We start from the raw sequence: 22,221 nt of genomic DNA, 5'->3' as shown, positions 1-22,221 counted from the left end.
GAGGTCCTCGTGCTCAGTTGTGCGCCGGAGTGAAGGTCATCCGCCGGTCGGCCGGCGAGTAGCCGCTCAGGGTGATCGTCGGCCCGTGGGTGGGCACCGACGGGTCGGGGAAGTCCGCGTCCAGCGGCCGCTCCCCTTCGGGCCTGCGGTCCACCGTCGGGTACGGCGGCGGGAACGGCGCGGTCTGCTCGATCTGCTGCTCGTAGAAGTCCAGCCAGCGGCACTGGTCGAAGGTGACGGCCCCGATCACGCGGCCCTGGTACCCGTACACGCCGACGAAGCGGCGCTCGGCGCGCGAGCCCTGGGTGATCACGATCTCGGTGCCCATCGAGGGGACCCCGACCGACTTGATGTTGACGCCGAACTGGGAGGACCAGAACGCCGGCACCCACAGGTGCGGACGGCGGTCGGCGCTGCGGCTGAGCATGTTGTGCGCGGCCGTCTCGGCCTGGGCGACGGCGTTGCCCCAGTGTTCCAGCGACAGGAACTGGTAGCCGAACAGGGCGTGCGGGGAGCGGGCGACGTCCCCGGCCACGTAGATGTCGTCGGTGACGATGCCCCGGATGTCGAAGGCCCGGCAGCCCGCGTCGCAGGCGATGCCGCGCGGGCCCGCGCCCAGTCCGGACCCGGCCAGCCATTCGGTGTTGCGCTGCGCGCCGAGCGAGACGACCACCACCTCGGCCTCCAGCGTGGTGCCGTCGGAGAGGTGCGCGGCGCGGACCCGGCCGGAGGAGTCGCCCTCCAGGCTGGTCACCATGATGCCGGTGCGCAGGTCGACGCCGTTCTCGCGGTGCATCTCGGCCGCGACCGCCCCGATCACCCCGCCGAGCGCTCCGACCAGCGGTGCGTCGGCGCGTTCGGCCACGGTGACGGCCAGACCGCGCTCCCGGCAGGCGGAGGCGATCTCGGAGCCCGTGAACCCGGCCCCGATCACCAGCACCCGGCCGGGTCCGGCCGCGAGGGCGCGTTCCAGGGCGGCCGCGTCGCCGCGGGTGCGCAGCACGAAGACCCCGTCGAGGGCGCCCTCGTCCGGGTTGGGCCAGGGCCGGGCGCGCACCCCGGTGGCGATCAGCAGCCGGTCGTACTCCACCTCGTCCCCGTCGGCCAGCCGGACCCGGCGGGCCGCCATGTCCAGGCCGGCGGCCGGCACCCCGAGGCGCCACTTGGCGTCGATGTCCCGGCGCCGGGGCAGGGCGGTCCCGTCGGCGGTGGCCATGCCCAGCAGGACCTGCTTGGACAGGGGCGGGCGGTCGTACGGCTCGTAGGGCTCGTCGCCGATCATCGTCAGCTCGCCGGCGAAGCCCTCCTCGCGCATGGTCTCGGCGGCACGCAGGCCGGCCAGGGAAGCGCCCACGACGACGATGCGGCCCTCGCGCTTGAGCCGCTCCAGGGCTCCGTCACCGTTCACCGCCGGCCTCCCGGGTCTGGAGGGAGCCGTTCACGGCGTCCAGGAGGATGGCGCGGACCGGGCAGGCGTGGGCGGCGCGCACGACGTTGTCGTGCTGGTCCTCGGGAGCCTGCGGGTTGTAGAGCAGTGACTCCTCGCCGTGCATGGTGAAGACGTCGGGTGCGAGGAACGCGCACTGCGCGTACCCCTGACAGCGGTTCAGGTCGACGACGAGCCTCATGAGGCATCAGCCTTTCCGTGCCCTGATGACCCCCGCGGCCCCCGAGGCCCCCCGGCCACCCCTCCAGCATGCGCGCGGAGGCCGCCTGTCGCCTGCCGGGCGGAAGGGGCGGCGAAGGCGCAGGTCAGGGCGTGCGGCGCAGTCCGGCGCGGAGGATGTGGAGGCTGACGACGAGGACCCAGAACGGGAAGACCATCTCGATCCAGGGCACCCCCGACCCCAGCACCAGCAGGGCCAGTCCGGTCGCGAAGCCCAGCGGGGCCACCGGACGCGGGAAGACACCGAGCCGGCGGCCGATGGCCGACGTCGAGAAGGCGAACACGGCCGCCACGCGCATCGCGTAGGAGGTCAGGACGGTGTACGCGAAGGGCCGGCCGAAGCCGGAGGGCGGGACCGCCTCGTTGAGCACGGTGCCGGCCGCCGCGGCGGCCACGAACAGGGTGGCGACGAAGATGAAGCCGCTGCCCAGGAACACGGTGGCGAAGAAACGGTCCTCCACCTCGCCCGAGTGCTCCCGCAGGGCTCCCATGAACCACAGGAAGAAGATCCCGGCGAACGGGACGATCTCCAGGGCCAGCCGCACGGCCCAGCGCTTGTCGGCGTCGACGGCGGCCTCGGCCGGGCTCCCGGAAGGGACGGCGATCCGCATCAGCACGACCGCGGCCGCGAGCAGCACGGCGAAGACGACACCGGCCAGGCCCGCCGCGCGGGGGGTGCGCAGCCGTGTGCTGGTGGGGGAGTCCATGCCCCCAGCAGGCCCCGGCCGCCGCGGCCGCGCCACCCCGGGGACCCGTCGGGGTGAACGCCCGGGGCGCCGGACCGGCCGGCCGGGTCAGCCCACCGGCTCCGGGACCGGCTCCTCGGCCGGGTCCGCCGCCCCGTCGTGGTTGCCGTACCAGGCCACCGCGACCGCTCCGGCCACCGCCAGCACGAAGCCGACGACGGCCAGCCAGGCCAGCCCCGGCCGGGAGGCGTCGCCCAGCCACAGCACGCCGATCGCACCGGGGAGCACCGTCTCGCCGACCACCAGGGCGGCCGTGGCCCCGTTCACCGAGCCGATCTGCAGGGCGACGGTGTGCAGGTACATGCCGCCGACGCCCGCTATGAGGATGGCGTAGAGGGCGGGGTCGGTGAGCAGCGTGCCCAGGTCGAAGGGGTCGATCCCGTCCAGGACGCGCACGCCCACGCCCAGCGCGCCGAAGGCCAGGCCCGACAGGAGGCCCGCCAGGATCGCGGCCCGGGCGCCGAGGAACCGTACGGCCGCCGTGCCGCCGACGATGATCAGCACGGTCACCGCCAGCAGCCACCAGTGCGTGGCCATCGGGGCGTGGTGGTCGCCCTCGTGGCCGGCGGCCGTCGCGAGCAGCACCAGGGCCGCGCAGACCACCCCGATGGAGGTCCATTCCTTGCGGGTCAGGCGGATCCCCAGCAGCTTCACGCTCAGCACGGCGGTGATCACCAGGTTGGCGCTGATCACCGTCTGGGAGAGGAACAGGGGCAGCAGCCGGGCCGCCAGCGCGCCCAGCCCGAAGCCGACGAAGTCCAGGATCGTGCCGACGATGAACTCCCAGGTCATCGCCGCCTTGGCGGTGGAGGTCAGGTTCGGGCCGCCGTGGGCGGTCACCCCGGCGGCGGCCGGTGACATCCGCGCGGCGCGGCGCGATCCGACGGCTTGCAGGACGGAGCCCGTCCCGTAGCAGATGGACGCCGCGACAGCGGTCAGCAGGCCTATGAGCACAGAGGGCTCCGTTCAACGTCTGGCAGGTAAAGCGGTACCTCTGCCAGACGTCGGATCGGGCCGCGGAGTTGCCTCCGCAAGGGGGTTCGTTGACCTTTTCTTTGCCCGGCCGGGGCCGGGCCCCGCTCAGGCCAGGGCCGCCAGCGCGTCCGGGACCTCGTCCACCGAGTCCACCAGCGCGATCCGCGACTCCATGGCCCGGCCCCGGGCCAGGGCCCGCAGCAGCGGCCAGGCGGGCAGCTCCTCGGTCCAGTGGCGCCGGTCGACCAGGACCATCGGGGTGGGGTCGGCGTCGGACGCGTAGTAGTTCGGCGTCGCGTTGTCGAAGACCTCCTGCACCGTCCCGGCCGCGCCCGGCAGGAACACCACGCCCGCCGTGGAGCGGGCGAGCAACCCGTCCTCACGTTCGGCGTTGGAGAAGTACTTGGCGATCTGCCCGGCGAACGCGTTCGGCGGCTCGTGCCCGTAGAACCACGTCGGGATGCCCACCGAGTCGCCGCCCGCGGGCCAGCGCTCCCGCACGGCGAAGGCCGCGCGGGCCCAGTCGGAGACCGACGGGGTGAAGGAGGGCGCCTTCGCCAGCACCTCCAGCGCCTCGCCGAGCGCCTCGTCGTGGGCGGGGGCCAGGTAGGCGCCGAGGTTGGCGGCCTCCATCGCGCCCGGCCCGCCGCCCGTGGCCACCGTCAGCCCGCCGCGGGCCAGGGCCCGGCCGAGTTCGGCCGCGCCGCGGTAGCCGTCCGTGCCCCGGGCCATGGCGTGGCCGCCCATCACGCCGACCACGCGGGCGCCCACCAGGGCCTCGTCCAGCGCGTCGGAGACCGCGTCGTCGTGGAGGGAGCGCAGCATCGAGGAGAAGACGTCGCCGTCGGCCTTCGTCTCCTGGAACCAGGCGTACGCCAGGGCGTCCGGGGTGGACTCGTAGCCCCCGGAGAGCCCGGCGAAGAGCTCCTCCGGCGTGTAGAGCAGCCCCCGGTACGGGTCGAAGGGCAGGTCCGGCACCGGCGGGAAGACCAGCGCACCGTCCGCGCGGACCTTCACCGCGGCGTCGGGTTCCATGGCGCAGCCCAGGAACACGGCGGCCGAGGTGTCCGCGGACAGCAGGGCGAAGGTCCGCTCCAGCAGGTTGACCGACTGGACGCGGTAGCCGCTCAGGGAGCCCCGGGCGACCACCCGGTCGAACTCGGCGAGCGTCTCGATCTCGATGTCTGCGTGGACCATTCGGCCCACCCTAAGGGCTGCCCCGATCAGCGGGTCAGGGCCAGCGACGTCAGCTGCGCCACACCCCACACGAGCGGCACGCAGCCGGCGATCAGCGCGGCGGCCCGCAGGCCGGCGGCCGTCCGCAGCACCGCGCCCGGGGTGCCCAGATCCAGCAGCGCCGCCCGGGCCGCGCCACGGGCCTGCCGGGACTCGACGGCGGCGGTGAGCAGGGAGGCGCCCGCGCACAGTGCCACGAGCGCGGCGGCCGGTCCGGTCAGCGGCCCCAGCGGCGCCGGCGCCCCGGCCCCGGCCGACGCGGTCAGGCCGGCCGCGCCGACGGCGCACAGCACCCCGAGCGGCCGGCCCAGCCGGGAGGCCTCCTCCTGCAGGGTCCGCCCGGCGAGCAGCCGCAGCGCGCCCGGGCGGACGGCCTGCACCAGGGTGCCGCAGGCGTAGGCCAGGCCGGGTCCGGCCAGGGCGAGGCCGACCGCGATCAGGGCGGCGGCCGCCGGCACCGCCGGGCCGTCCGGGCGGGCGTACGCCAGCAGGCCGAGCCCGCACGCGGTGAGCGCCACCCCCCAGGGCACGCCCGTCTGGGGGGCCAGCCCCGAGTGCGGGGGCCGGGGGCGCAGGGCGAGGGCCGTCGCGGCGGAGGCCGTCAGGGGGAGCAGGGCCAGCAGGGTGAGGGCGGCGGCCACCGGCAGGGGCCGGTCCGCGTGGAGCAGCCGGGCACCGGCCCCGTCGAAGGGCAGCCCGGCGAGTTCGCCGCGCAGGTGGAGGAAGACGGCGAGGGCCAGGACACCGCCCAGGGTGCAGGCGACGGCGGTGGAGACCGCCGCGGCGAGGGCCAGGTGTACGGGTCCCAGCCCGACGGCGTCGAGCCCCTCCCGGGGCTGGGTCGCCGGGTCGGTACGGGCCACGGCGACGGCCAGCTGGACGGTGGCGGCGAGCGGGACCAGCGCCCACAGCAGCCGCGGGAACGATCCGGCGGGCCGGGCCTGGGCGTCCGCGAGGACGTACAGCAGCAGGAGGCCGCTGCCGGCGCAGGCGGCGGCGACCAGCAGTCTGCGCAGCTGGACCAGGGGCCGGGAGCCGCGGACTAGGCGGAGAGAGAGCACGCGGCCTGGTCCTCCGTGGTCCCGGGGGAGACGACGGCCGCGGCGTCGGCCGGGCGGCCGTCGATCAGGGCCAGGCCCCGGTCGGCGGCGGCCGCGGTCTCCTCGTCGTGGGTGGCGAGGACCACCGTGATCCCGTGCGAGCGGGCCGCCGTGGTGAGCGTGCGGAGCAGCTGCGCGCGCTCGGCGCGGTGCAGCGGGGCCGTGGGCTCGTCGGCGAAGAGCACGGCGGGCTCGGCGGCCAGGGCGCGGGCGAGCACGACCCGCTGGGACTCGGCCCGGTTCAGGGCCCCGGGACGCTTGCGGGCGAAGCCGCCGATGTCCAGGCGCTCCAGCCATTCGTGGGCGGCGGCCCGGGCGGCGCGGTGCGGTGCGCCGGTCAGCAGCAGGGGCAGGGCCGCGTTCTCCCACACCTTGAGCTCGGGCAGCAGCTGCGGCTCGGGCCCGATCCAGGCGAACCGGGCGCGGAACAGCCGTTCGCGGGCCGCGGCGCCGAGGGCGTGGACGGCGGTCCCCTCGAACAGGACCTCGCCCTGGTCGGGCACCAGCCGTCCGGCCAGGCAGCGCAGCAGGGTGGTCTTGCCGCTGCCGCGCGGGCCGGTCACGGCGAGGACCTCGCCCTGCCGGACTCGGGCGCCGACCCCGATCAGGCCGGGGGAACCCATGTGGGAGTAGTGAAGGGACCGCGCCCAGAGGACGTCGTCGTCTGGCGGGGCACTGTCCGGTGGAGCCACCATGGCGTACACCTCCGTCCGGGGGAACGAAGCGGAGCCGCTTCGGTCACTGGCCCGCACACAGATGTAAAGAGACGAACCGGCGGGATGGCGACAGCACACGGCCCGGACCACCGTGTTCTCACTCGAACAGGGGATCCGGGCCGTGTGGTTCGGACTATTTTCTGTTGTTTACAGCTTGGTCCAGGCCTCGGTGAGGACGCTGCGCAGGATGCCCTCGATCTCGTCGAAGGTGCCCTGGTCCGCGATCAGCGGCGGGGCCAGCTGGATGACCGGGTCGCCTCGGTCGTCGGCCCGGCAGTACAGGCCGTTGTCGAAGAGCGCCTTGGAGAGGAAGCCGTAGAGCACGCGCTCGGTCTCCTCGTCCGTGAAGGACTCCTTGGTGACCTTGTCCTTGACGAGCTCGATGCCGTAGAAGAAGCCGTTGCCGCGCACGTCGCCGACGATCGGGAGGTCGTGCAGCTTCTGCAGGGTGCTGAAGAAGTTGCCCTCCTGGTCCAGCACGTGCTGGTTCAGGCCTTCCTTGTCGAAGATGTCGAGGTTGGCCAGCGCCACCGCGGAGGACACCGGGTGACCGCCGAAGGTGTAGCCGTGCAGGAAGGTGTTGTCACCCTTGTAGAACGGCTCCGCGATCCGGTCGGAGACGATGCAGGCGCCGATCGGGGAGTAGCCCGAGGTCATGCCCTTGGCGCAGGTGATCATGTCCGGCACGTAGCCGAACTTGTCGCACGCGAACATCGTGCCGAGGCGGCCGAAGGCGCAGATCGTCTCGTCGGAGACGAGCAGCACGTCGTAGGTGTCGCAGATCTCGCGCACCCGCTGGAAGTAGCCGGGCGGGGGCGGGAAGCAGCCGCCGGCGTTCTGGACGGGCTCCAGGAAGACGGCCGCGACGGTGTCGGGGCCCTCGAAGAGGATCTGCTGCTCGATCTGGTCGGCGGCCCAGCGGCCGAAGGCCTCGGGGTCGTCGCCGTGGATCGGGGCGCGGTAGATGTTGGTGTTCGGCACCTTGTGCGCGCCGGGGACCAGCGGCTCGAAGGGGGCCTTCAGGGCCGGCAGGCCGGTGATGGACAGGGCGCCCTGCGGGGTGCCGTGGTAGGCGACCGCACGCGAGATGACCTTGTACTTGGTGTGCTTGCCCTGCAGCTTGAAGTACTGCTTGGCGAGCTTCCACGCGGTCTCGACGGCCTCGCCGCCGCCGGTGGTGAAGAAGACCTTGTTCAGGTCGCCGGGGGCGTAGCCGGCGAGGCGCTCGGCCAGCTCGACGGCCTTGGGGTGCGCGTACGACCACACGGGGAAGAACGCGAGCTCCTGGGCCTGCTTGTAGGCGACCTCGGCCAGTTCCTTGCGGCCGTGACCGGCGTTGACCACGAACAGTCCGGCGAGACCGTCCAGGTAGCGCTTGCCCTTGTCGTCGAAGATGTAGGTGCCCTCACCCCGCACGATGGTGGGGACGGGCGCGTTCTCGTACGACGACATGCGCGTGAAGTGCATCCACAGGTGGTCGTACGCGGTTTTGGAGAGGTCCTGGCTCACGGGCTATCGAGTTCCCCACATGTAGGTCTGCTTCTTGAGCTTCAGGTAAACGAAGCTCTCGGTTGATCGCACGCCGGGGAGCGTGCGGATCTTCTTGTTGATCGTTTCGAGCAGGTGGTCGTCGTCCTCGCAGACGATCTCCACCATCAGGTCGAACGACCCGGCGGTCATCACGACGTATTCGCACTCGGCCATGGCGGTCAGGGCGTCGGCCACCGGGTCGAGGTCGCCCTCGACGTTGATGCCGACCATGGCCTGGCGCCGCAGACCCACGGTGAGCGGGTCCGTGACGGCGACGATCTGCATGACGCCCTGGTCGAGCAGCTTCTGTACGCGCTGGCGCACGGCCGCCTCGGAGAGGCCCACGGCCTTGCCGATCGACGCGTAGGGGCGCCGGCCGTCCTCCTGCAGTTGCTCGATGATCGCCAGGGACACAGCATCGACCGAAGGGGACGGTTGTCTGTTCCTGGAATCTGCGCTTCGACTGACCACGACGCCACTGTGCACGAGGAGTCGTCGGTTCCGCAACCCGTAACCGATGAAATTCGTTGCGGGGGGTCTTTGAATGCACGGATTTCGTAGTTGGCCGGGTCTGGCTCTGTCGAAAGCGTCGCCCGAGGGGCTACCCTTGGGACTTGTCTCAATCGTTGGACATGTGATCAGGAGAGTGGCTGTAGTGACCACCGAACTGCGTCGTCTGCGCAACTACATCGGCGGGGAGTTCAAGGACGCCGCCGACGGGCGGACCACCGAGGTGGTCAACCCGGCCACCGGCGAGGTGTACGCGACCGCCCCGCTGTCGGGCCAGGCCGACGTGGACGCCGCCATGGCCGCCGCCGCTGCCGCCTTCCCGGCGTGGCGCGACACCACCCCTTCCGAGCGGCAGAAGGCCCTCCTGAAGATCGCCGACGCCTTCGAGGCGCGTGCGGAGGAGCTGGTCGCCGCCGAGTCGGAGAACACCGGCAAGCCGCTGGGTCTGACGGCCAGCGAGGAGCTGCCGCCGATGGTGGACCAGATCCGCTTCTTCGCGGGCGCCGCGCGCCTGCTCGAGGGCCGCTCGGCCGGCGAGTACATGGACGGGATGACCTCGATCATCCGCCGTGAGCCGGTCGGCGTCTGTGCCCAGGTCGCGCCCTGGAACTACCCGATGATGATGGCCGTGTGGAAGTTCGCCCCGGCGATCGCCGCGGGCAACACCGTCGTCCTCAAGCCCTCCGACACCACCCCCGCCTCCACGGTGCTGATGGCGGAGATCATCGACTCGATCCTGCCCAAGGGCGTCTTCAACGTCGTCTGCGGCGACCGCGAGACCGGCAAGGCCATGGTCGAGCACTCCACCCCGGCGATGGCCTCCATCACCGGCTCGGTGCGCGCGGGCATGCAGGTCGCCGAGAGCGCCTCGAAGGACGTCAAGCGGGTCCACCTGGAGCTCGGCGGCAAGGCGCCCGTCGTGGTCTTCGAGGACGCCGACCTGGCCAAGGCCGTCGAGGACATCGCCGTCGCCGGCTACTTCAACGCCGGCCAGGACTGCACCGCCGCCACCCGCGTGCTCGTGCACGAGTCGATCCACGACGAGTTCGTGGCCGCGCTCGCCAAGGCCGCCGCGGAGACCAAGACCGGTCAGCCGGACGACGAGGACGTGCTCTACGGCCCGCTGAACAACCCCAACCAGCTGGGGCAGGTCGCGGGCTTCATCGAGCGCCTCCCCGCCCACGCCAAGGTCGAGGCCGGCGGCCACCGCGTCGGCGACAAGGGCTTCTTCTACGCCCCGACCGTGGTCTCGGGCCTGAAGCAGGACGACGAGATCATCCAGAACGAGGTCTTCGGCCCCGTCATCACCGTCCAGTCCTTCTCGGACGAGGCCCAGGCGCTGGAGTACGCGAACGGCGTCGAGTTCGCCCTCGCCTCCTCCGTGTGGACCAAGGACCACGGCCGCGCGATGCGCATGTCCAAGAACCTCGACTTCGGCTGCGTGTGGATCAACACCCACATCCCGCTCGTCGCCGAGATGCCGCACGGCGGCTTCAAGAAGTCCGGCTACGGCAAGGACCTCTCCGCCTACGGCTTCGAGGACTACACCCGCATCAAGCACGTGATGACCTCGCTCGACGGCTGAACCGGCCCGGCGGCAGGGTGACCGGAGCGCGGGCTGGTACCGCGCACTGATCACCGCAGGCCACTGAAGGGGCGGGTGGTAGACACGTTGTCTATTGCCCGCCCCTTTCGCGTTGACCGAGGCTGAGCCCATGCCTGAACTCCCCTTCTCCCGCCGCGCTGCGCTGCGCGGCCTCGGCGCCGCGGGCCTGCTGGCCGCCCTCACCGGCTGCGGTGTTCCCGCCGCCTACGTCCCGGAGGACCGCAGGCAGGGCCAGGACCTCTCGGAACGCGAGCGCAGCCTCGCCTTCTCCAACTGGCCGCTGTACATAGACACCGACGACGAGGACGAGGAGAAGCGCCCGACCCTGGACGCCTTCACCGAGAAGACCGGCATCGACGTCCGGTACACCGAGGAGATCAACGACAACGACGAGTTCTTCGGCAAGGTCAGCCCGGCCCTGATGAACCACCAGGCGACCGGTCACGACCTGGTGGTGGTCAGCGACTGGATGGCCGCCCGCTTCGTCCACCTGGGCTGGGCCCAGAAGATGGACCGGTCGGCGCAGGCCAACGTGGCGAAGAACCTGGACCCTCAGCTGCGTTCCCCCGCCTTCGACCAGGGCCGGCTGCACACCGTCCCCTGGCAGTCCGGGATCACCGGCATCGCCTACAACCGCAAGGCGCTGGGCCGGGAGATCAGGTCCGTCCAGGACCTGTGGCACCCGGACCTGGCGGGCAAGGTCACCCTCTTCTCCGGACTCGACGAGTCCTTCGCGCTGCTGATGCAGGGCAACGGCACCGACACCACCCGCTGGACCGAATCCGACTTCCACCGGATGTGCGACCAGGTCGAGAGCATGGTGAAGAAGAAGCACATCCGCCGCTTCACCGGCAACGACTACACCTCCGATCTCGGCAAGGGTGACGTCCTGGCCTGCCAGGCCTACTCCGGCGACGCCATCCAGCTGAAGGCCGACAACCCCGACATCGAGTTCGTGGTCCCCGAGGAGGGGGCCGAACTGTGGGCGGAGAGCCTGCTCATCCCCAACCTCGCCCGCCACAAGGCCAACGCGGAGGCGCTGGTCGACCACTACTACGACCCGGCGGTGGCGGCGGAGCTGGCGGCGGCGGTCAACTACGTCTGCCCGGTCCCCGCCGCCCGCGAGGTGCTGGCCGCCTCCCCGGACAAGAAGACCGCCGAACTGGCCCAGAATCCGCTGATCTTCCCCGACGACGACATGCGCAAGCGCCTGGTCGTGGCCCGCGACATCTCCTCGGCCGAACGCCGCACCTTCGCCCCGCGCTGGAACGCCATCGTCGGACTGTGATCACGATCTCGCCGCAGGATTGAACATGTTCAGGATTTTGGCTGAACGCGTTCAGTTCTGTCGGTAGGCTCCCTTCCATGAGCGACAGAAACGCCCTCCGGCGGCGGATCCGTGCCTGGCTTGCGCTGTTCCTGGCCTGCCTGGTCCTCAGCGGACTCACCGCCTTCCCCCTGGTCACCGAACTTCACTGGCTCAACGCGCTGGTGTCCCACGACTGGCTGCGCCGGGTGGGGGCCGGCCTGGACCGGGCCGACGCCGAATACCCCTTCCTCCTCTACGGAACCGACTGGCTCGCCTTCGCCCACCTGGTGATCGCGGTGTTCTTCTACGGGGTCCACCGCGACCCCGTCCGCAACATCTGGATCGTCGAGGCCGGGATGGTCGCCTGCGTCGGCATCATCCCGCTCGCCCTGATCTGCGGGCCGATCCGGGGCCTGCCCTTCGGGTGGACCCTGGTCGACATGTCCTTCGGCGTCTTCGGGATCGTCCCGCTGCTGGTGCTGCGCCGCCTGATCAAGCGGCTGGAGGCCCTGGAAGAGGCGGACCGCGCAGGCTACTTGGCGAAGGCCGCCCCGATGATGCCGTAGGCCACCGCGTTCATGTCCCGGCCCTTGGCGTCGGTGGAGTTCACCGAGTAGACCAGCGTGCGCGACAGGTCGCGGGTGCCGCCGATGACCGTGCTGTAGCCGTACCGGGAGCCCGTCTTGCCGTACAGCTTCGTGCCGTCCGGGAGGACGAACTCCTTCATGCCGGCCGTCTGCACCGCATGCCCGCCGGTCTCGGCGTCCGGCACGTCCGGGACCGTGAACATCTCCTCCAGCTGCGCCTTCGGCACCACCCGGCCGCCGAACAGGGCAACCGTGAAGCGCTCCAGGTCCGCCGTCGTCGATATCAGGTCCCCCGCCGCCCAGTTGGACGAGGAGTTCCAGTCCGACACGTCGACCAGCCTGCGGCTGCCGTCGGCCTCCGGGACCGCCTGGTAGCCGCGGTTGTACGGCCCCGGTATGCGGTTCTGGGTCCGGGACGGGAACGAGGTGTGGCGCAGGCCCAGCGGCTTGATGATCCGCTCCCCGACGGCCTTCTCGTACGTCGTCCCCGTCAGCTTCTCGATCAGCACGCCCAGCACCGTGTAGTGGATGTTGCTGTACCGCTGCTTCTCCCCGGGCCTGAACTCCGGCCCCTTGGCCACCGCGTTGGCGATCAGCGCGTGCGGGTCGACCAGGTCGAAGCGGTGGGCGTACTCGTCCTCGAAGGCGTCCCCCGGACCGTCGGCGGACCGCAGACCGCTCGTGTGGTTCAGCAGCTGGCGCACCTTCACCGGCTCGAACCCGGGCAGCAGCCCCGGCAGGTAGTCCTGGACCGGCCGGTCCAGGTCCACCTTGCCCTCGGCGGCCAGCTGGAGCACCACCGCCGCCGTGAAGGTCTTCGTCACCGACCCCGCCCGGAACCGGGCGTCCTCCACCGCCGCCCGCCCGCTGCCGATGTCCGCGACACCGGCGCTGCCCCGCCAGCTGCCGCTCGTACCGCCCACCCGGACCAGCGCGGCCGTCGCGTCCTTGCTCTGCGGCCCGACCCCGGCGATCGCCTTCCGCAGCGCCGCCGCGTCCGGCGGGGCGGTGAAGACCGGGGACGGGACCGGCGCCGGCGCCGCTGCCGGAGCCGGCGCCGGTGCGGCCTGGGCGGCGGCCACCGGACCGGCGGCGATGCCCAGGACCAGAGCGGCGGCGACCAGCGTGCGCGTACGTGCCTTCATGACGTTCCCCCTGTGTGAGACCCGCGGGGCCCGCTGCCCCCCGATGACTCAATGCTGCAGGTCACAGGGGTATCCGCGGATCACCATCAGGAGTGGTCTTCAGCGGTACGACAACTCACCGGCGCGGGGGAGGCGCCCAGCCGCCTCTCACTCCCCAGAGGGAGATACCGGGGAGGGACCCGCCGAGCCCGCCGCGATCAGCCCCGTCTCGTACGCGCAGATCACCGCCTGGATCCGGTCCCGCAGCCCCAGCTTCGCCAGCACGTTGCCCACGTGCGACTTCACCGTGTGCTCGCTCACCACCAGCGCCACCGCGATCTCCGCGTTCGACAGCCCCCGCCCCAGGTGCAGCAGCGTCTCCCGCTCCCGGGCCGTCAGCACCTCCAGCCGCTCCGTCGCCGGCGCCGGCACGGCCGCCTGCCGGGCCGTCACCGCCGTGTACTCCTCGATCAGCCGCCGCGCCACCGAGGGCGCCAGCAGCGACTCGCCCGCCGCCACCACCCGCACCGCGTGCACCAGGTCGTCCCGGCGCACGTCCTTCAGCAGGAACCCGCTCGCCCCCGCGTGCAGCGCCTCGTAGAGGTACTCGTCCGAGTCGAAGGTCGTCAGCATCACCGTCCGGCACCCGCCCCGCGCCGAGATCGCCCGGCAGGCCTCGATCCCGTCCAGCACCGGCATCCGCACGTCCAGCAGTGCCACATCGGGGGAGAGCCGCTCCACCGCGGCCACGGCCGCCGCCCCGTCCCCGACCTCCGCCACGACCTCGATGTCCTCCTGGACGTCCAGGATCATCGCGAACCCGCTGCGCACCAGCTCCTGGTCGTCGGCCACCACCACACGGATCGTCACGCCCCCACCTCCAGCGGCGAGGTTACAAGCACCGTGAACCCGCGCCCGCCCGCACCCGGGCCGGTCCACGCCGTCCCGCCGTGCGCCGCGGCCCGCTCACGGATCCCGATCAGCCCGTGCCCGCCCGCGGCGCCCCCGGCCGGACCCCGGCCGTCGTCCGTGACCCGGACCGCGAGCTCCCGCGGCCCGTACTCCAGACGTATGTCCACCGCCGAGGCCCCGGCGTGCTTCACCACGTTGGTCAGCGCCTCCTGCACCACCCGGTGCACCGTCGCCCCCAGCGCCGCCGGCAGCTCGCGCACCTCCCCCGTCCGCTCGTACGACACCGCCAGCCCGCTCGCCCGTACCCGCTCCACCAGCGCCCCGAGCTCCCCGATCCCCGGCTGCGGAGCCCGCGGAGCCGCCTCCTGCGTCCGCAGCACGCCCAGCATCGTCCGCAACTGCGCCATCGCGTCCCGCCCCGTCTCGGCGATCGCCTCGAACGCCGCCTCCGCCCGCTCCGGGGCCCGGCGCACCGCCACCGGCCCGGCCTCCGCCTGCACCACCATGATGCTGACGGCGTGCGAGAGGATGTCGTGCATCTCCCGCGCGATCCGCGCCCGTTCGCGCGCCGCCGCCTGCTCCGCCTCGATCCGGTTCGCCCGCTCCAGCTGCGCCGCCCGGTCCTCCACCGCCGCCGTGTACGCCAGCCGCGTGGCCTGGAGCCGGCCGAGCGCGAACGCCGCGGCGAACACGAAGAGGGAGAACAGCAGCTCCCGGGCCGTCCCGGTGTTGAGCCCGACGGACACCGCGATGACCACGACCAGGGCCGCCGCCGCGGCCAGCCGCTCCCGCGCCGGCCGCAGCAGCGCGATCGAATACACGCAGACCAGCCCCGCGTACGGCAGCGGCTGCCCGGGCCCGTCCAGCGCCAGCCGGTAGACCGACCCGGCCGCGATCACCCCCAGCAGCGCCGCCGCGGGAGCCCGGCGCCGCCACAGCAGGGGCACGTTCCCCAGCGTGGTCAGCAGGTACGCCGTCCAGGTCGCCGGGGAGTCCGCCGGATCGCGCGGCACCACGAAGGGGATGGTCGCGGCCACCTGCACCAGCAGCGTCAGCCCCGCGTCCCGCCAGCGCGGATCCGCCCGCAGGACGCCCTCGCGCAGGCGTTCGCCGAACTCGCTCCTCACCGCCCGAGCTCGGCCCGTACGGCGGCCAGCGCGTCCAGCCTGTTGGTGGTCACGGAGTCCACCCCGGCCCGCAGGAGGGCGCGCATCGACCGCTTGGTGTCCGCGGTCCACGCCGACACCAGCAGCCCGTCCCGGTGCAGGGCGTCCGTGAGCTCCCGGGTGACCAGCCCGAAGCGGTAGTTGAGCCAGCGCGGGGACACCGCGTCGATCAGCACCCGGCGTGGCGGGGACAGCGTGGTCCAGGTCAGCGAGATCTCCGCGTCGGGGTCGGCGGCGCGGACCGCCAGCATGGTGTTCGGGCCCGCGCAGTAGTACGTACGGTCGCGGGCGCCGCACTCGCGCACCAGGTCGACGACGGTCCGGACGGCCTCGGGCGTGGCCCCCGGCAGGTCGATCATCAGCCGGCCGGCCCCGGCCGCCATCAGCGCCTCGCGCAGGGTCGGGATCCCGCCCCCGGCGAGCTCCTTCAGCTGCGCGGCCGTGACGGCGTCGAGGCGCACGTCGTGGCCCCACAGCCGTTCCAGCGTCTCGTCGTGCAGCAGGACCGGCACGCCGTCGCGGGTCAGCCGCACGTCCACCTCCACCGCGTCGGCCCCGCGCGCGAACGCGGAGCCGATCGAGGGGAGGGTGTTCTCACGGACTCGGTAGGGATCGCCGCGGTGGCCGACGGCAGTCAGGGTGCTCATGCACCCCATTCTCGGGGGCCGCAGCGATCAAGGGGAGTCAGCGGGCGAGCCATTCGGCGGTGTAGGCGTCGATCTCCTCGGCCAGCCGGGCCTTGCCGGCCGGGTCCAGGAAGGAGGCCTCGACGGCGTTCTTCGCCAGCTGCGCGAGGCCGCGCTCGTCGAGGTCGAGCAGACGGGCGGCGACCGCGTACTCGTTGTTGAGGTCGGTGCCGAACATCGGCGGGTCGTCGCTGTTGATGGTGACGAGCACCCCGGCCTCCACCATCTGCTTGACCGGGTGCTGGTCGAGGTCGGCCACGGCGCGGGTGGCGATGTTGGAGGTCGGGCAGACTTCCAGGGCGATGCGGTGCTCGGCGAGGTAGGCCAGCAGCTCCGGGTCCCGCGCGGCGCTGGTGCCGTGGCCGATGCGCTCGGCGCCCAGTTCGCGGATGGCGTCCCACACGGTCTCCGGGCCCGTGGTCTCGCCGGCGTGCGGCACGCTGTGCAGGCCGGCCGCGCGGGCCCGGTCGAAGTACGGCTTGAACTGCGGGCGCGGCACGCCGATCTCCGGGCCGCCCAGGCCGAAGGAGACCAGGCCCTCGGGGCGCAGGTCGACGGCGAGGCGGGCGGTTTCCTCGGCGGATTCCAGGCCGGCCTCGCCGGGGATGTCGAAGCACCAGCGCAGGATGACCCCGAGCTCGGACTCGGCGGCCTTGCGGGCGTCCTCGATGGCCTCCATGAAGGCGCGCTCGTCGATGCCGCGGCGGGTGGAGGAGTAGGGGGTGATGGTCAGTTCGGCGTAGCGGATGTTCTGCCGGGCCATGTCACGGGCGACCTCGAAGGTCAGCGTGCGCACGTCGTCGGGGGTGCGGACGAGGTCGACGACCGACAGGTAGACCTCGATGAAGTGGGCGAAGTCGGTGAAGGTGAAGTAGTCGGCCAGCGCCTCGGGGTCGGTGGGGACCTTGGAGTCCGGGTGGCGGGAGGCGAGTTCGGCCACGATGCGGGGGGACGCCGAGCCGACGTGGTGGACGTGGAGTTCGGCCTTGGGCAGCCCCGCGATGAAGGGGTGCAGGTCGGACATGGGGGCCTCCGGTGGGACGCTGGTGCGGGCAGGTCTGCCTCATCGTAGGCAGGCCCGGCGGTGTCGGCGGCAGCGCTTAGCATGGCTGTACGAGAGGGGGGCGCCGTATGACCGACCAGAGCCCTGAGCCGAGGGACCCGTGGGCGCCGCCCGAAGGGCGCGCCGCCGCACCGGGCGGGAGCCCGCGGCAGACGCCGGGGACCCAGGGGAGCCACGGGACCCCGGGAGCGCCGTCCGTGCACGACCAGCAGACCGTCGCGGGGATGCCGGGAGCCGAATGGGCCCCGCCGCTGGCGTCCGGACCGGCACCCGCGCCGGGCCCCGGCCCCGCGCCAGCCCCGCCGATACCCGGCGCCGGGTACGCGTACCCGGCCCCGAGCGGCTACGGCCCGCCCGGCCCGGCCGCGGCGCAGCCGCCCGGGTACGGCTACCCCGGCTACCCGCCCCCTGCGGGCTACCCGGGCACACCGGGCTACCCGCCCGCGCCCGGCTACCCGGGCTACACCGGGTACCACGCGTACGGCCCGGGCCCCAGCAACGGCTTCGGCATCACCGCGCTGGTCCTCGGCATCCTCTCCGTCGTCATCTGCGTCACCAGCTTCTTCTCGATCGCGCTGGGCATCGCCGCGGTGGTCTTCGGCGTGCTCGGACGGGGCAAGGCGAACCGGGGCGAGGCCACCAACGGCGGCATGGCCCTGGCCGGCACCATCCTGGGCGCCATCGGCATCGTGCTCGGTGCCGTGATCCTGGTCCTCGCCTTCACCGGGATCATGTCGGAGACCTTCGACGAGACCCCGGACGGCGGCTCCCACTCCAACACCCAGGTGCGCGAACGGGTCTGAGCCCCGGCACCGCCCGACGGCGGACGCGGCGAAGGGCCGGCCCCGGGCAGCGGACGCCCGGAGCCGGCCCTTCGGCGTTCCCCGCGCCGTCCTACGCCGCCCACGGCCAGTCGGCGTCCCGGCCGCCCTCGATCAGGGGGACCATGCGGAACGCGGCGTCCGTGAGCCCGCCGAAGGTGTGCCGGTTCGCCGACCCGGCGGGCGCGTGGCCCACCTGGTACCCGGCCAGGTTCCAGGTGTAGACGGGCACCTCCTGGGGGACCAGGGCCGTCGGGTCACCCCCGTACGCGTACGTGGCCTGCTCGTCGGTGACGATCAGGACCCGGTCGTGGTCCCGGTAGTGCCGGCGCACGGCCTCCGCCGTGTTCGTACCGCCGAGGCTCTCGAACCGCTCGAGCACCTTCAGCACCGACTCGCCCCGCCGGCAGGCGACCTCCTTGCTGCCGGTGCCGAACTGGACGAGGTCCGCCCGCTCGGCCCGCAGGGCCAGCGCCGCGCCGAACACGGCGGCCGCGTCGGCCCGGTTGAGCTGCGAGCGGGCCGACAGCGGCGACCACATCGAGCCGGAGCGGTCGACCAGGACCAGCGTCCGCCCGGACAGCTGCGGCACGTTGGCCAGCGAGTGCCGCAGCGCCTTCTCCAGCGGGTACGCCCAGCGCAGCGAGGGCGCGTGCTGGTAGGCGGCCAGGTAGCGGAAGGGGAACTGCCGCGACCGGGCCACCGACTCGGGATCGCCGATCTTCGCGGCGACCTCCTTCGCCACCGCGTCCGAGACCCCGGCCTGGTCGAAGTTGCGCAGGTTGCGCAGCAGCGCCATCGAGCCCATGGACGGGATGACCGCCTCCCAGGCGGCCGCGTCCATCGGCCCCTGGAGCCAGCCGGCCAGCGCCTCCCAGGTCATGCCCGCCTCCGCGAGCCGCTGCGCCCCGTCCTTCCCCGTGACCACGGTCCGGCGTCGCTCCACGGGGATCTCCATCAGCTCCCGGTGGGCCACCAGGGTGCGGTTGCCCGCCGGCACCTGGGCGGTCTCCGGGTGGTGGCGGCGGTCGAGGGCGTACCGGAACAGCTCGCCCTGCCAGGGCTTGGCCGGGTCGGGCGAGGCGTGGACCAGGTTCAGGACGTCGCCGAAGCGGTAGCCCTTGGACGCGGTGTCGTACTTCAGCAGCGAGGTACCGGAGTAGAGCCGGCGCACGGCGTCGGCGATGCCCCGCTTCACGGGCTGGGGGACGTTGCGTCCGTGGACGGCCGTCCAGTAGGCCAGCAGCTCACCGGGCTCGTCGGCGCGCAGCAGCACGGAGTCCACCACCTGCCGGTTGGCGGGCCCGTCCGTCGCGCCCGCGTCGAGGCGTGCCTTGACGTACTCGGCGGCGCCGACGAGGGAGGCCGTGCGCATGCTGCCGTCGCGGCGCAGCCAGTGCAGCAGGCCCGCGGTCCACTCCGGGTCCTTGACGGCGAGCCTGCGCACCAGCGCGCGGAAGCGGTCGTCGCGGGCCCCGCCGGACTCGTAGGCGGTGTCCTGCGTGACGAAGTTGGCGACGGCCAGCAGGAACAGCTCGGAGCGGGCGTCGCGGGCGAAGCCGGGGCTGCCGTGGTGGTTGGCGGCGCGCCGGCCCGTGGAGCGCACGGGCGAGGCGGGCGCGGCAGCGGTCGAGGCCGCGGTCTTGGCCGCGGTCTTGGACGCGCGCTGGTTGAAGCGGGCCATGTGAATCCCCCCGAATTCAGAACGAAGAGCGGGGGAGGCGTGCCGGATGGGGGATGCCCGAGATCCGAGTCGGTGACGGTGCTTATGCCCGGCGAGCCACCAAGCTGCTCCACCGGCCGTCGCCCTCGCGGGCGTCGGGCCGGGTGGGATTCGAACCCACGACCTCCGGGTCCCGGAAGTAACCGTCGCCTGCGCACCGGGCATCCCCCACGCGGGCCTCCCGAGATCAGATGGGGCGGCGGCGTGATTTCTGCGAGAAGTAGCCGCCGCCGGGCGCACCGGGAGGTGCGTGACGAGTAGGTGTCCAGAGAACAAGGCCGGCGAAACCACATGGTGCTCTGCCAACTGAGCTACACCGGCACGAGTACCGGTGGCGGGACTCGAACCCGCGACCGCCCGATGAGTAGTCGAAGTAGGTCTCGCCTTCGCACCTGGACGACGTTCACGTTAGGGGCCCGTCCGGGAGGGACGCCACGTATTTAACGAGGCCTCAGGCCGCTTCCCCGCCCAGCCGGGCACGCGCCTCCATCAGCGCGAACCCCAGCAGGTTCAGGCCGCGCCAGCGGGCCGGGTCCAGGACGCGGTCGTCGTCGGGGGCCAGGCCGATGCCCCAGATGCGGTCCACCGGGCTCGCCTCCACCAGCACCCGCGACCCCGTACCCAGCAGGTACGCGCGCAGCGCCGGGTCCGAGCCGAACTTGTGCACGCTGCCCTCGACGACCAGCGCGAACCGCTCCCGCTGCCACACCGCGTCGTCGAAGCCGCGCACCAGCCGGCCGGCCTTCTTCGCCTGGGCCGGACTCCGCGCTTCCAGGGCGGCGCGCTCCGCCTCCGCGTCCCCGAACAGGCGGGCCTTCCCGGCCATCATCCAGTGCTCGGCCGTCGCGTACCGGACGTCACCCACAGTGAAGGGGGACGGCCACCACTGGCTGAGGCAGCTCGGTCCCAGGCTGCCGTCCGGGCGGGGCCGGTGTCCCCAGAAGGGCAGGTACTTCACCCGCTCACCATGGCTGACCTGCCCGATCAATGCCTCGATCCGCTCCATGCACGCGAGTCTGCCAGCCACCACTGACACTTCGTACGGGATTTGCGGCGCGCCTCGACACATGGTCGACCGATTCCGTCGCGTAATCAAAAGGCAACAACGGAATCACTTGGCGGAGGAAGAGCCCTCTGTCAGGATCGGCACTCAATTCGAGCTGTAGCTACGGAGAGCGTGAGAGCGTGATGGGTAACCGCTTCCAGGTCAAGGACCGCTTCGCAGACGGCGCGCAGTACATCGACGGACGGCTCCGCGCCGGTACCTCCGGACGGTCGCACACCGTCGTCGATCCCGCCACCGGACAGGACGTGCTCACCTACGAGCTCGCCGGCCCGGCCGACGTGGACGAGGCCGTCGCCGCCGCCAAGCGGGCCTTCCCGGCCTGGTCGGCCGCCACCCCGGGCGAGCGCTCGGACGCCCTGCACCGGCTGGCCGCCGTCCTCGCCGAGCAGGCGGAGGACTTCGCGTACGCGGAGTCCCTGCAGTGCGGCAAGCCGCTCAGGCTGTCCACCGAGTTCGACGTCCCCGGGACCGTCGACAACACCGCCTTCTTCGCCGGCGCGGCCCGCCACCTCCAGGGCCAGGCGGCGGGCGAGTACTCCGGCGACCACACCTCGTACGTACGCCGCGAGGCCATCGGGGTCGTCGGCTCCATCGCCCCCTGGAACTACCCCCTCCAGATGGCCGCCTGGAAGATCCTCCCGGCCGTCGCCGCGGGCAACACCATCGTCCTCAAGCCCGCCGAGCTCACCCCCCTGACCTCCCTGATGTTCGCCCAGGCGGCCCAGGAGGCGGGGATCCCCGACGGGGTGATCAACATCGTCACCGGCGCCGGCCGCGACGCGGGCGAGCACCTGGTGGGCCACCCCGACGTGGTGATGACCTCCTTCACCGGCTCCACCGCCGTCGGCAAGCGGGTCGCCGAGATCGCCACCGCCACCGTCAAGCGGCTCCACCTGGAGCTCGGCGGCAAGGCCCCCTTCGTGGTCTTCGACGACGCCGACGTGGAGGCCGCCGCCCACGGGGCCGTCGCCGCCTCCCTCATCAACACCGGCCAGGACTGCACCGCCGCCACCCGTGCCTACGTCCAGCGCCCCCTGTTCGAGGACTTCACCGCCCGCGTCGCCGAGCTGATGGAGACCGTCCGCCTGGGCGACCCCTTCGCCCCCACCACCGACCTCGGCCCGCTGGTCTCGCACGCCCAGCGCGACCGCGTCGCCGCCTTCGTCGAGCGCGCCCGCGCGTACGCCACCGTCGTCACCGGCGGCGAGATCCCCGGCGGGGACCTCGCCGAAGGCGCCTACTACCGGCCCACCCTGATCACCGGCGCCGCCCAGGACAGCGAGGTCGTCCAGTCCGAGATCTTCGGCCCGGTCCTCGTCGCCCTCCCCTTCGACACCGACGACGAGGGCCTGGCCCTGGCCAACGACACCCCGTACGGCCTCGCCGCCTCCGCCTGGACCCGTGGCCTCTACCGGGCGAACCGGGCCACCCGCGAGCTCAAGGCCGGCTGCGTCTGGGTCAACGACCACATCCCGATCATCAGCGAGATGCCGCACGGGGGCTACAAGGCCAGTGGCTTCGGAAAGGACATGAGCTCTTACTCTTTCGAGGAATACACGCAGGTCAAGCATGTGATGTACGACAACACCGCGGTGGCCGCGAAGGACTGGCACCGCACGATCTTCGGGGACCGATAGTCATAGCGCCGCCTGACCAGCGGCCCTCCCTCCCGAAAGGGC

Annotated in this window: 21 protein-coding genes; 5 read left to right on the top strand and 16 right to left on the bottom strand. The window is 72.6% G+C overall.

The window, feature by feature from the left end; genetic code table 11:
* Positions 1-13: 13 nt before the first annotated feature.
* The 9 genes from ACFY0O_RS22300 to ACFY0O_RS22260 form a co-directional block, all read right to left on the bottom strand.
* Positions 14-1,408, bottom strand: a complete 1,395-nt coding sequence (locus ACFY0O_RS22300; protein ID WP_388949064.1) for an NAD(P)/FAD-dependent oxidoreductase — start codon at positions 1,406-1,408, stop codon at positions 14-16.
* Positions 1,398-1,628: a ferredoxin gene (locus tag ACFY0O_RS22295; RefSeq protein ID WP_388949061.1), complete on the bottom strand. Its 231-nt coding sequence runs from the start codon at positions 1,626-1,628 to the stop codon at positions 1,398-1,400. Before ACFY0O_RS22295 ends, ACFY0O_RS22300 begins: the two co-directional genes overlap by 11 nt.
* 124 nt (positions 1,629-1,752) lie before the next feature.
* Positions 1,753-2,373 carry a hypothetical protein gene (locus tag ACFY0O_RS22290; protein WP_388949059.1) on the bottom strand — a complete coding sequence of 207 codons (621 nt, stop codon included), beginning with the start codon at positions 2,371-2,373 and terminating at the stop codon, positions 1,753-1,755.
* Between the two features lie 87 nt (positions 2,374-2,460).
* Positions 2,461-3,366: a hypothetical protein gene (locus ACFY0O_RS22285; RefSeq protein ID WP_388949057.1), complete on the bottom strand. Its 906-nt coding sequence runs from the start codon at positions 3,364-3,366 to the stop codon at positions 2,461-2,463.
* A gap of 126 nt (positions 3,367-3,492) precedes the next feature.
* Complete coding sequence (locus tag ACFY0O_RS22280) at positions 3,493-4,584, bottom strand: LOG family protein (protein WP_388949054.1); 1,092 nt, start codon at positions 4,582-4,584, stop codon at positions 3,493-3,495.
* A gap of 26 nt (positions 4,585-4,610) precedes the next feature.
* Complete coding sequence (locus ACFY0O_RS22275; protein ID WP_388949052.1) at positions 4,611-5,684, bottom strand: hypothetical protein; 1,074 nt, start codon at positions 5,682-5,684, stop codon at positions 4,611-4,613.
* Complete coding sequence (locus tag ACFY0O_RS22270; protein ID WP_388949049.1) at positions 5,666-6,418, bottom strand: ABC transporter ATP-binding protein; 753 nt, start codon at positions 6,416-6,418, stop codon at positions 5,666-5,668. Before ACFY0O_RS22270 ends, ACFY0O_RS22275 begins: the two co-directional genes overlap by 19 nt.
* A gap of 168 nt (positions 6,419-6,586) precedes the next feature.
* Positions 6,587-7,948 carry an aspartate aminotransferase family protein gene (locus ACFY0O_RS22265; protein WP_358892673.1) on the bottom strand — a complete coding sequence of 454 codons (1,362 nt, stop codon included), beginning with the start codon at positions 7,946-7,948 and terminating at the stop codon, positions 6,587-6,589.
* A gap of 3 nt (positions 7,949-7,951) precedes the next feature.
* A complete protein-coding gene (locus ACFY0O_RS22260) occupies positions 7,952-8,455 on the bottom strand; it encodes an Lrp/AsnC family transcriptional regulator (protein WP_042814156.1) in 504 nt (167 codons plus the stop codon).
* Between the two features lie 169 nt (positions 8,456-8,624).
* Between ACFY0O_RS22260 and ACFY0O_RS22255 the strand changes: the two genes are divergently transcribed.
* The 3 genes from ACFY0O_RS22255 to ACFY0O_RS22245 all read left to right on the top strand — a co-directional run bounded on the left by ACFY0O_RS22255 (position 8,625) and on the right by ACFY0O_RS22245 (position 11,960).
* Entirely contained in the window at positions 8,625-10,064 is a 1,440-nt protein-coding gene (locus tag ACFY0O_RS22255) for a gamma-aminobutyraldehyde dehydrogenase (protein ID WP_358892672.1), read from the top strand.
* A gap of 130 nt (positions 10,065-10,194) precedes the next feature.
* Complete coding sequence (locus tag ACFY0O_RS22250) at positions 10,195-11,373, top strand: spermidine/putrescine ABC transporter substrate-binding protein (RefSeq protein ID WP_388949044.1); 1,179 nt, start codon at positions 10,195-10,197, stop codon at positions 11,371-11,373.
* A gap of 77 nt (positions 11,374-11,450) precedes the next feature.
* The gene (locus tag ACFY0O_RS22245) at positions 11,451-11,960 is read left to right on the top strand and encodes a hypothetical protein (RefSeq protein ID WP_388949042.1); all 510 of its coding nucleotides are present in this window, start codon (positions 11,451-11,453) and stop codon (positions 11,958-11,960) included.
* Here the strand turns inward: ACFY0O_RS22245 and ACFY0O_RS22240 are convergent.
* The 5 genes from ACFY0O_RS22240 to ACFY0O_RS22220 form a co-directional block, all read right to left on the bottom strand.
* Positions 11,927-13,126 carry a serine hydrolase domain-containing protein gene (locus tag ACFY0O_RS22240; protein WP_388949039.1) on the bottom strand — a complete coding sequence of 400 codons (1,200 nt, stop codon included), beginning with the start codon at positions 13,124-13,126 and terminating at the stop codon, positions 11,927-11,929. The genes ACFY0O_RS22245 and ACFY0O_RS22240 overlap by 34 nt on opposite strands.
* A 147-nt stretch (positions 13,127-13,273) precedes the next feature.
* Entirely contained in the window at positions 13,274-13,975 is a 702-nt protein-coding gene (locus ACFY0O_RS22235) for a response regulator (protein ID WP_388949037.1), read from the bottom strand.
* The gene (locus ACFY0O_RS22230) at positions 13,972-15,144 is read right to left on the bottom strand and encodes a sensor histidine kinase (RefSeq protein WP_388949035.1); all 1,173 of its coding nucleotides are present in this window, start codon (positions 15,142-15,144) and stop codon (positions 13,972-13,974) included. Before ACFY0O_RS22230 ends, ACFY0O_RS22235 begins: the two co-directional genes overlap by 4 nt.
* The gene (locus ACFY0O_RS22225; protein ID WP_388949033.1) at positions 15,141-15,839 is read right to left on the bottom strand and encodes a glycerophosphodiester phosphodiesterase; all 699 of its coding nucleotides are present in this window, start codon (positions 15,837-15,839) and stop codon (positions 15,141-15,143) included. The genes ACFY0O_RS22230 and ACFY0O_RS22225 overlap by 4 nt, the downstream gene beginning before the upstream one ends.
* A 28-nt stretch (positions 15,840-15,867) precedes the next feature.
* Entirely contained in the window at positions 15,868-16,893 is a 1,026-nt protein-coding gene (locus ACFY0O_RS22220; RefSeq protein ID WP_388949030.1) for an adenosine deaminase, read from the bottom strand.
* A 236-nt stretch (positions 16,894-17,129) separates the two neighbouring features.
* On the opposite strand from ACFY0O_RS22220, the gene ACFY0O_RS22215 reads away from it, so the two are divergent.
* On the top strand, positions 17,130-17,735 hold the full coding sequence (locus ACFY0O_RS22215; RefSeq protein ID WP_388949028.1) for a DUF4190 domain-containing protein: 606 nt from the start codon (positions 17,130-17,132) through the stop codon (positions 17,733-17,735).
* Between the two features lie 91 nt (positions 17,736-17,826).
* On the opposite strand, the gene ACFY0O_RS22210 is transcribed toward ACFY0O_RS22215, so the two are convergent.
* Together ACFY0O_RS22210 and ACFY0O_RS22205 are read right to left on the bottom strand one after the other, a co-directional pair.
* Complete coding sequence (locus tag ACFY0O_RS22210) at positions 17,827-19,437, bottom strand: TROVE domain-containing protein (protein WP_388949025.1); 1,611 nt, start codon at positions 19,435-19,437, stop codon at positions 17,827-17,829.
* A gap of 490 nt (positions 19,438-19,927) precedes the next feature.
* Positions 19,928-20,482, bottom strand: a complete 555-nt coding sequence (locus ACFY0O_RS22205; RefSeq protein WP_388949022.1) for an NADAR family protein — start codon at positions 20,480-20,482, stop codon at positions 19,928-19,930.
* Between the two features lie 182 nt (positions 20,483-20,664).
* On the opposite strand from ACFY0O_RS22205, the gene ACFY0O_RS22200 reads away from it, so the two are divergent.
* Positions 20,665-22,179: a gamma-aminobutyraldehyde dehydrogenase gene (locus tag ACFY0O_RS22200; protein WP_388949454.1), complete on the top strand. Its 1,515-nt coding sequence runs from the start codon at positions 20,665-20,667 to the stop codon at positions 22,177-22,179.
* Positions 22,180-22,221 lie beyond the last annotated feature (42 nt).

This window comes from Streptomyces sp. NPDC001594, assembly GCF_042893675.1.
Taxonomy (GTDB): domain Bacteria; phylum Actinomycetota; class Actinomycetes; order Streptomycetales; family Streptomycetaceae; genus Streptomyces.
The sequence above is the reverse complement of the archived record's forward strand: the minus strand, read 5'-3'. Positions and strand labels throughout refer to the sequence as shown.

Excerpts from the sequence above, each read along its gene's own strand:
- ACFY0O_RS22205 (WP_388949022.1), bottom strand. The coding sequence starts at position 20,482 with ATGGAGCGGATCGAGGCATTGATCGGGCAGGTCAGCCATGGTGAGCGG.
- ACFY0O_RS22210 (WP_388949025.1), bottom strand. The coding sequence starts at position 19,437 with ATGGCCCGCTTCAACCAGCGCGCGTCCAAGACCGCGGCCAAGACCGCG.
- ACFY0O_RS22220 (WP_388949030.1), bottom strand. The coding sequence starts at position 16,893 with ATGTCCGACCTGCACCCCTTCATCGCGGGGCTGCCCAAGGCCGAACTC.
- ACFY0O_RS22200 (WP_388949454.1), top strand. The coding sequence starts at position 20,665 with ATGGGTAACCGCTTCCAGGTCAAGGACCGCTTCGCAGACGGCGCGCAG.
- ACFY0O_RS22295 (WP_388949061.1), bottom strand. The coding sequence starts at position 1,628 with ATGAGGCTCGTCGTCGACCTGAACCGCTGTCAGGGGTACGCGCAGTGC.
- ACFY0O_RS22245 (WP_388949042.1), top strand. The coding sequence starts at position 11,451 with ATGAGCGACAGAAACGCCCTCCGGCGGCGGATCCGTGCCTGGCTTGCG.
- ACFY0O_RS22225 (WP_388949033.1), bottom strand. The coding sequence starts at position 15,839 with ATGGGGTGCATGAGCACCCTGACTGCCGTCGGCCACCGCGGCGATCCC.
- ACFY0O_RS22240 (WP_388949039.1), bottom strand. The coding sequence starts at position 13,126 with ATGAAGGCACGTACGCGCACGCTGGTCGCCGCCGCTCTGGTCCTGGGC.
- ACFY0O_RS22270 (WP_388949049.1), bottom strand. The coding sequence starts at position 6,418 with ATGGTGGCTCCACCGGACAGTGCCCCGCCAGACGACGACGTCCTCTGG.
- ACFY0O_RS22290 (WP_388949059.1), bottom strand. The coding sequence starts at position 2,373 with ATGGACTCCCCCACCAGCACACGGCTGCGCACCCCCCGCGCGGCGGGC.
- ACFY0O_RS22280 (WP_388949054.1), bottom strand. The coding sequence starts at position 4,584 with ATGGTCCACGCAGACATCGAGATCGAGACGCTCGCCGAGTTCGACCGG.
- ACFY0O_RS22250 (WP_388949044.1), top strand. The coding sequence starts at position 10,195 with ATGCCTGAACTCCCCTTCTCCCGCCGCGCTGCGCTGCGCGGCCTCGGC.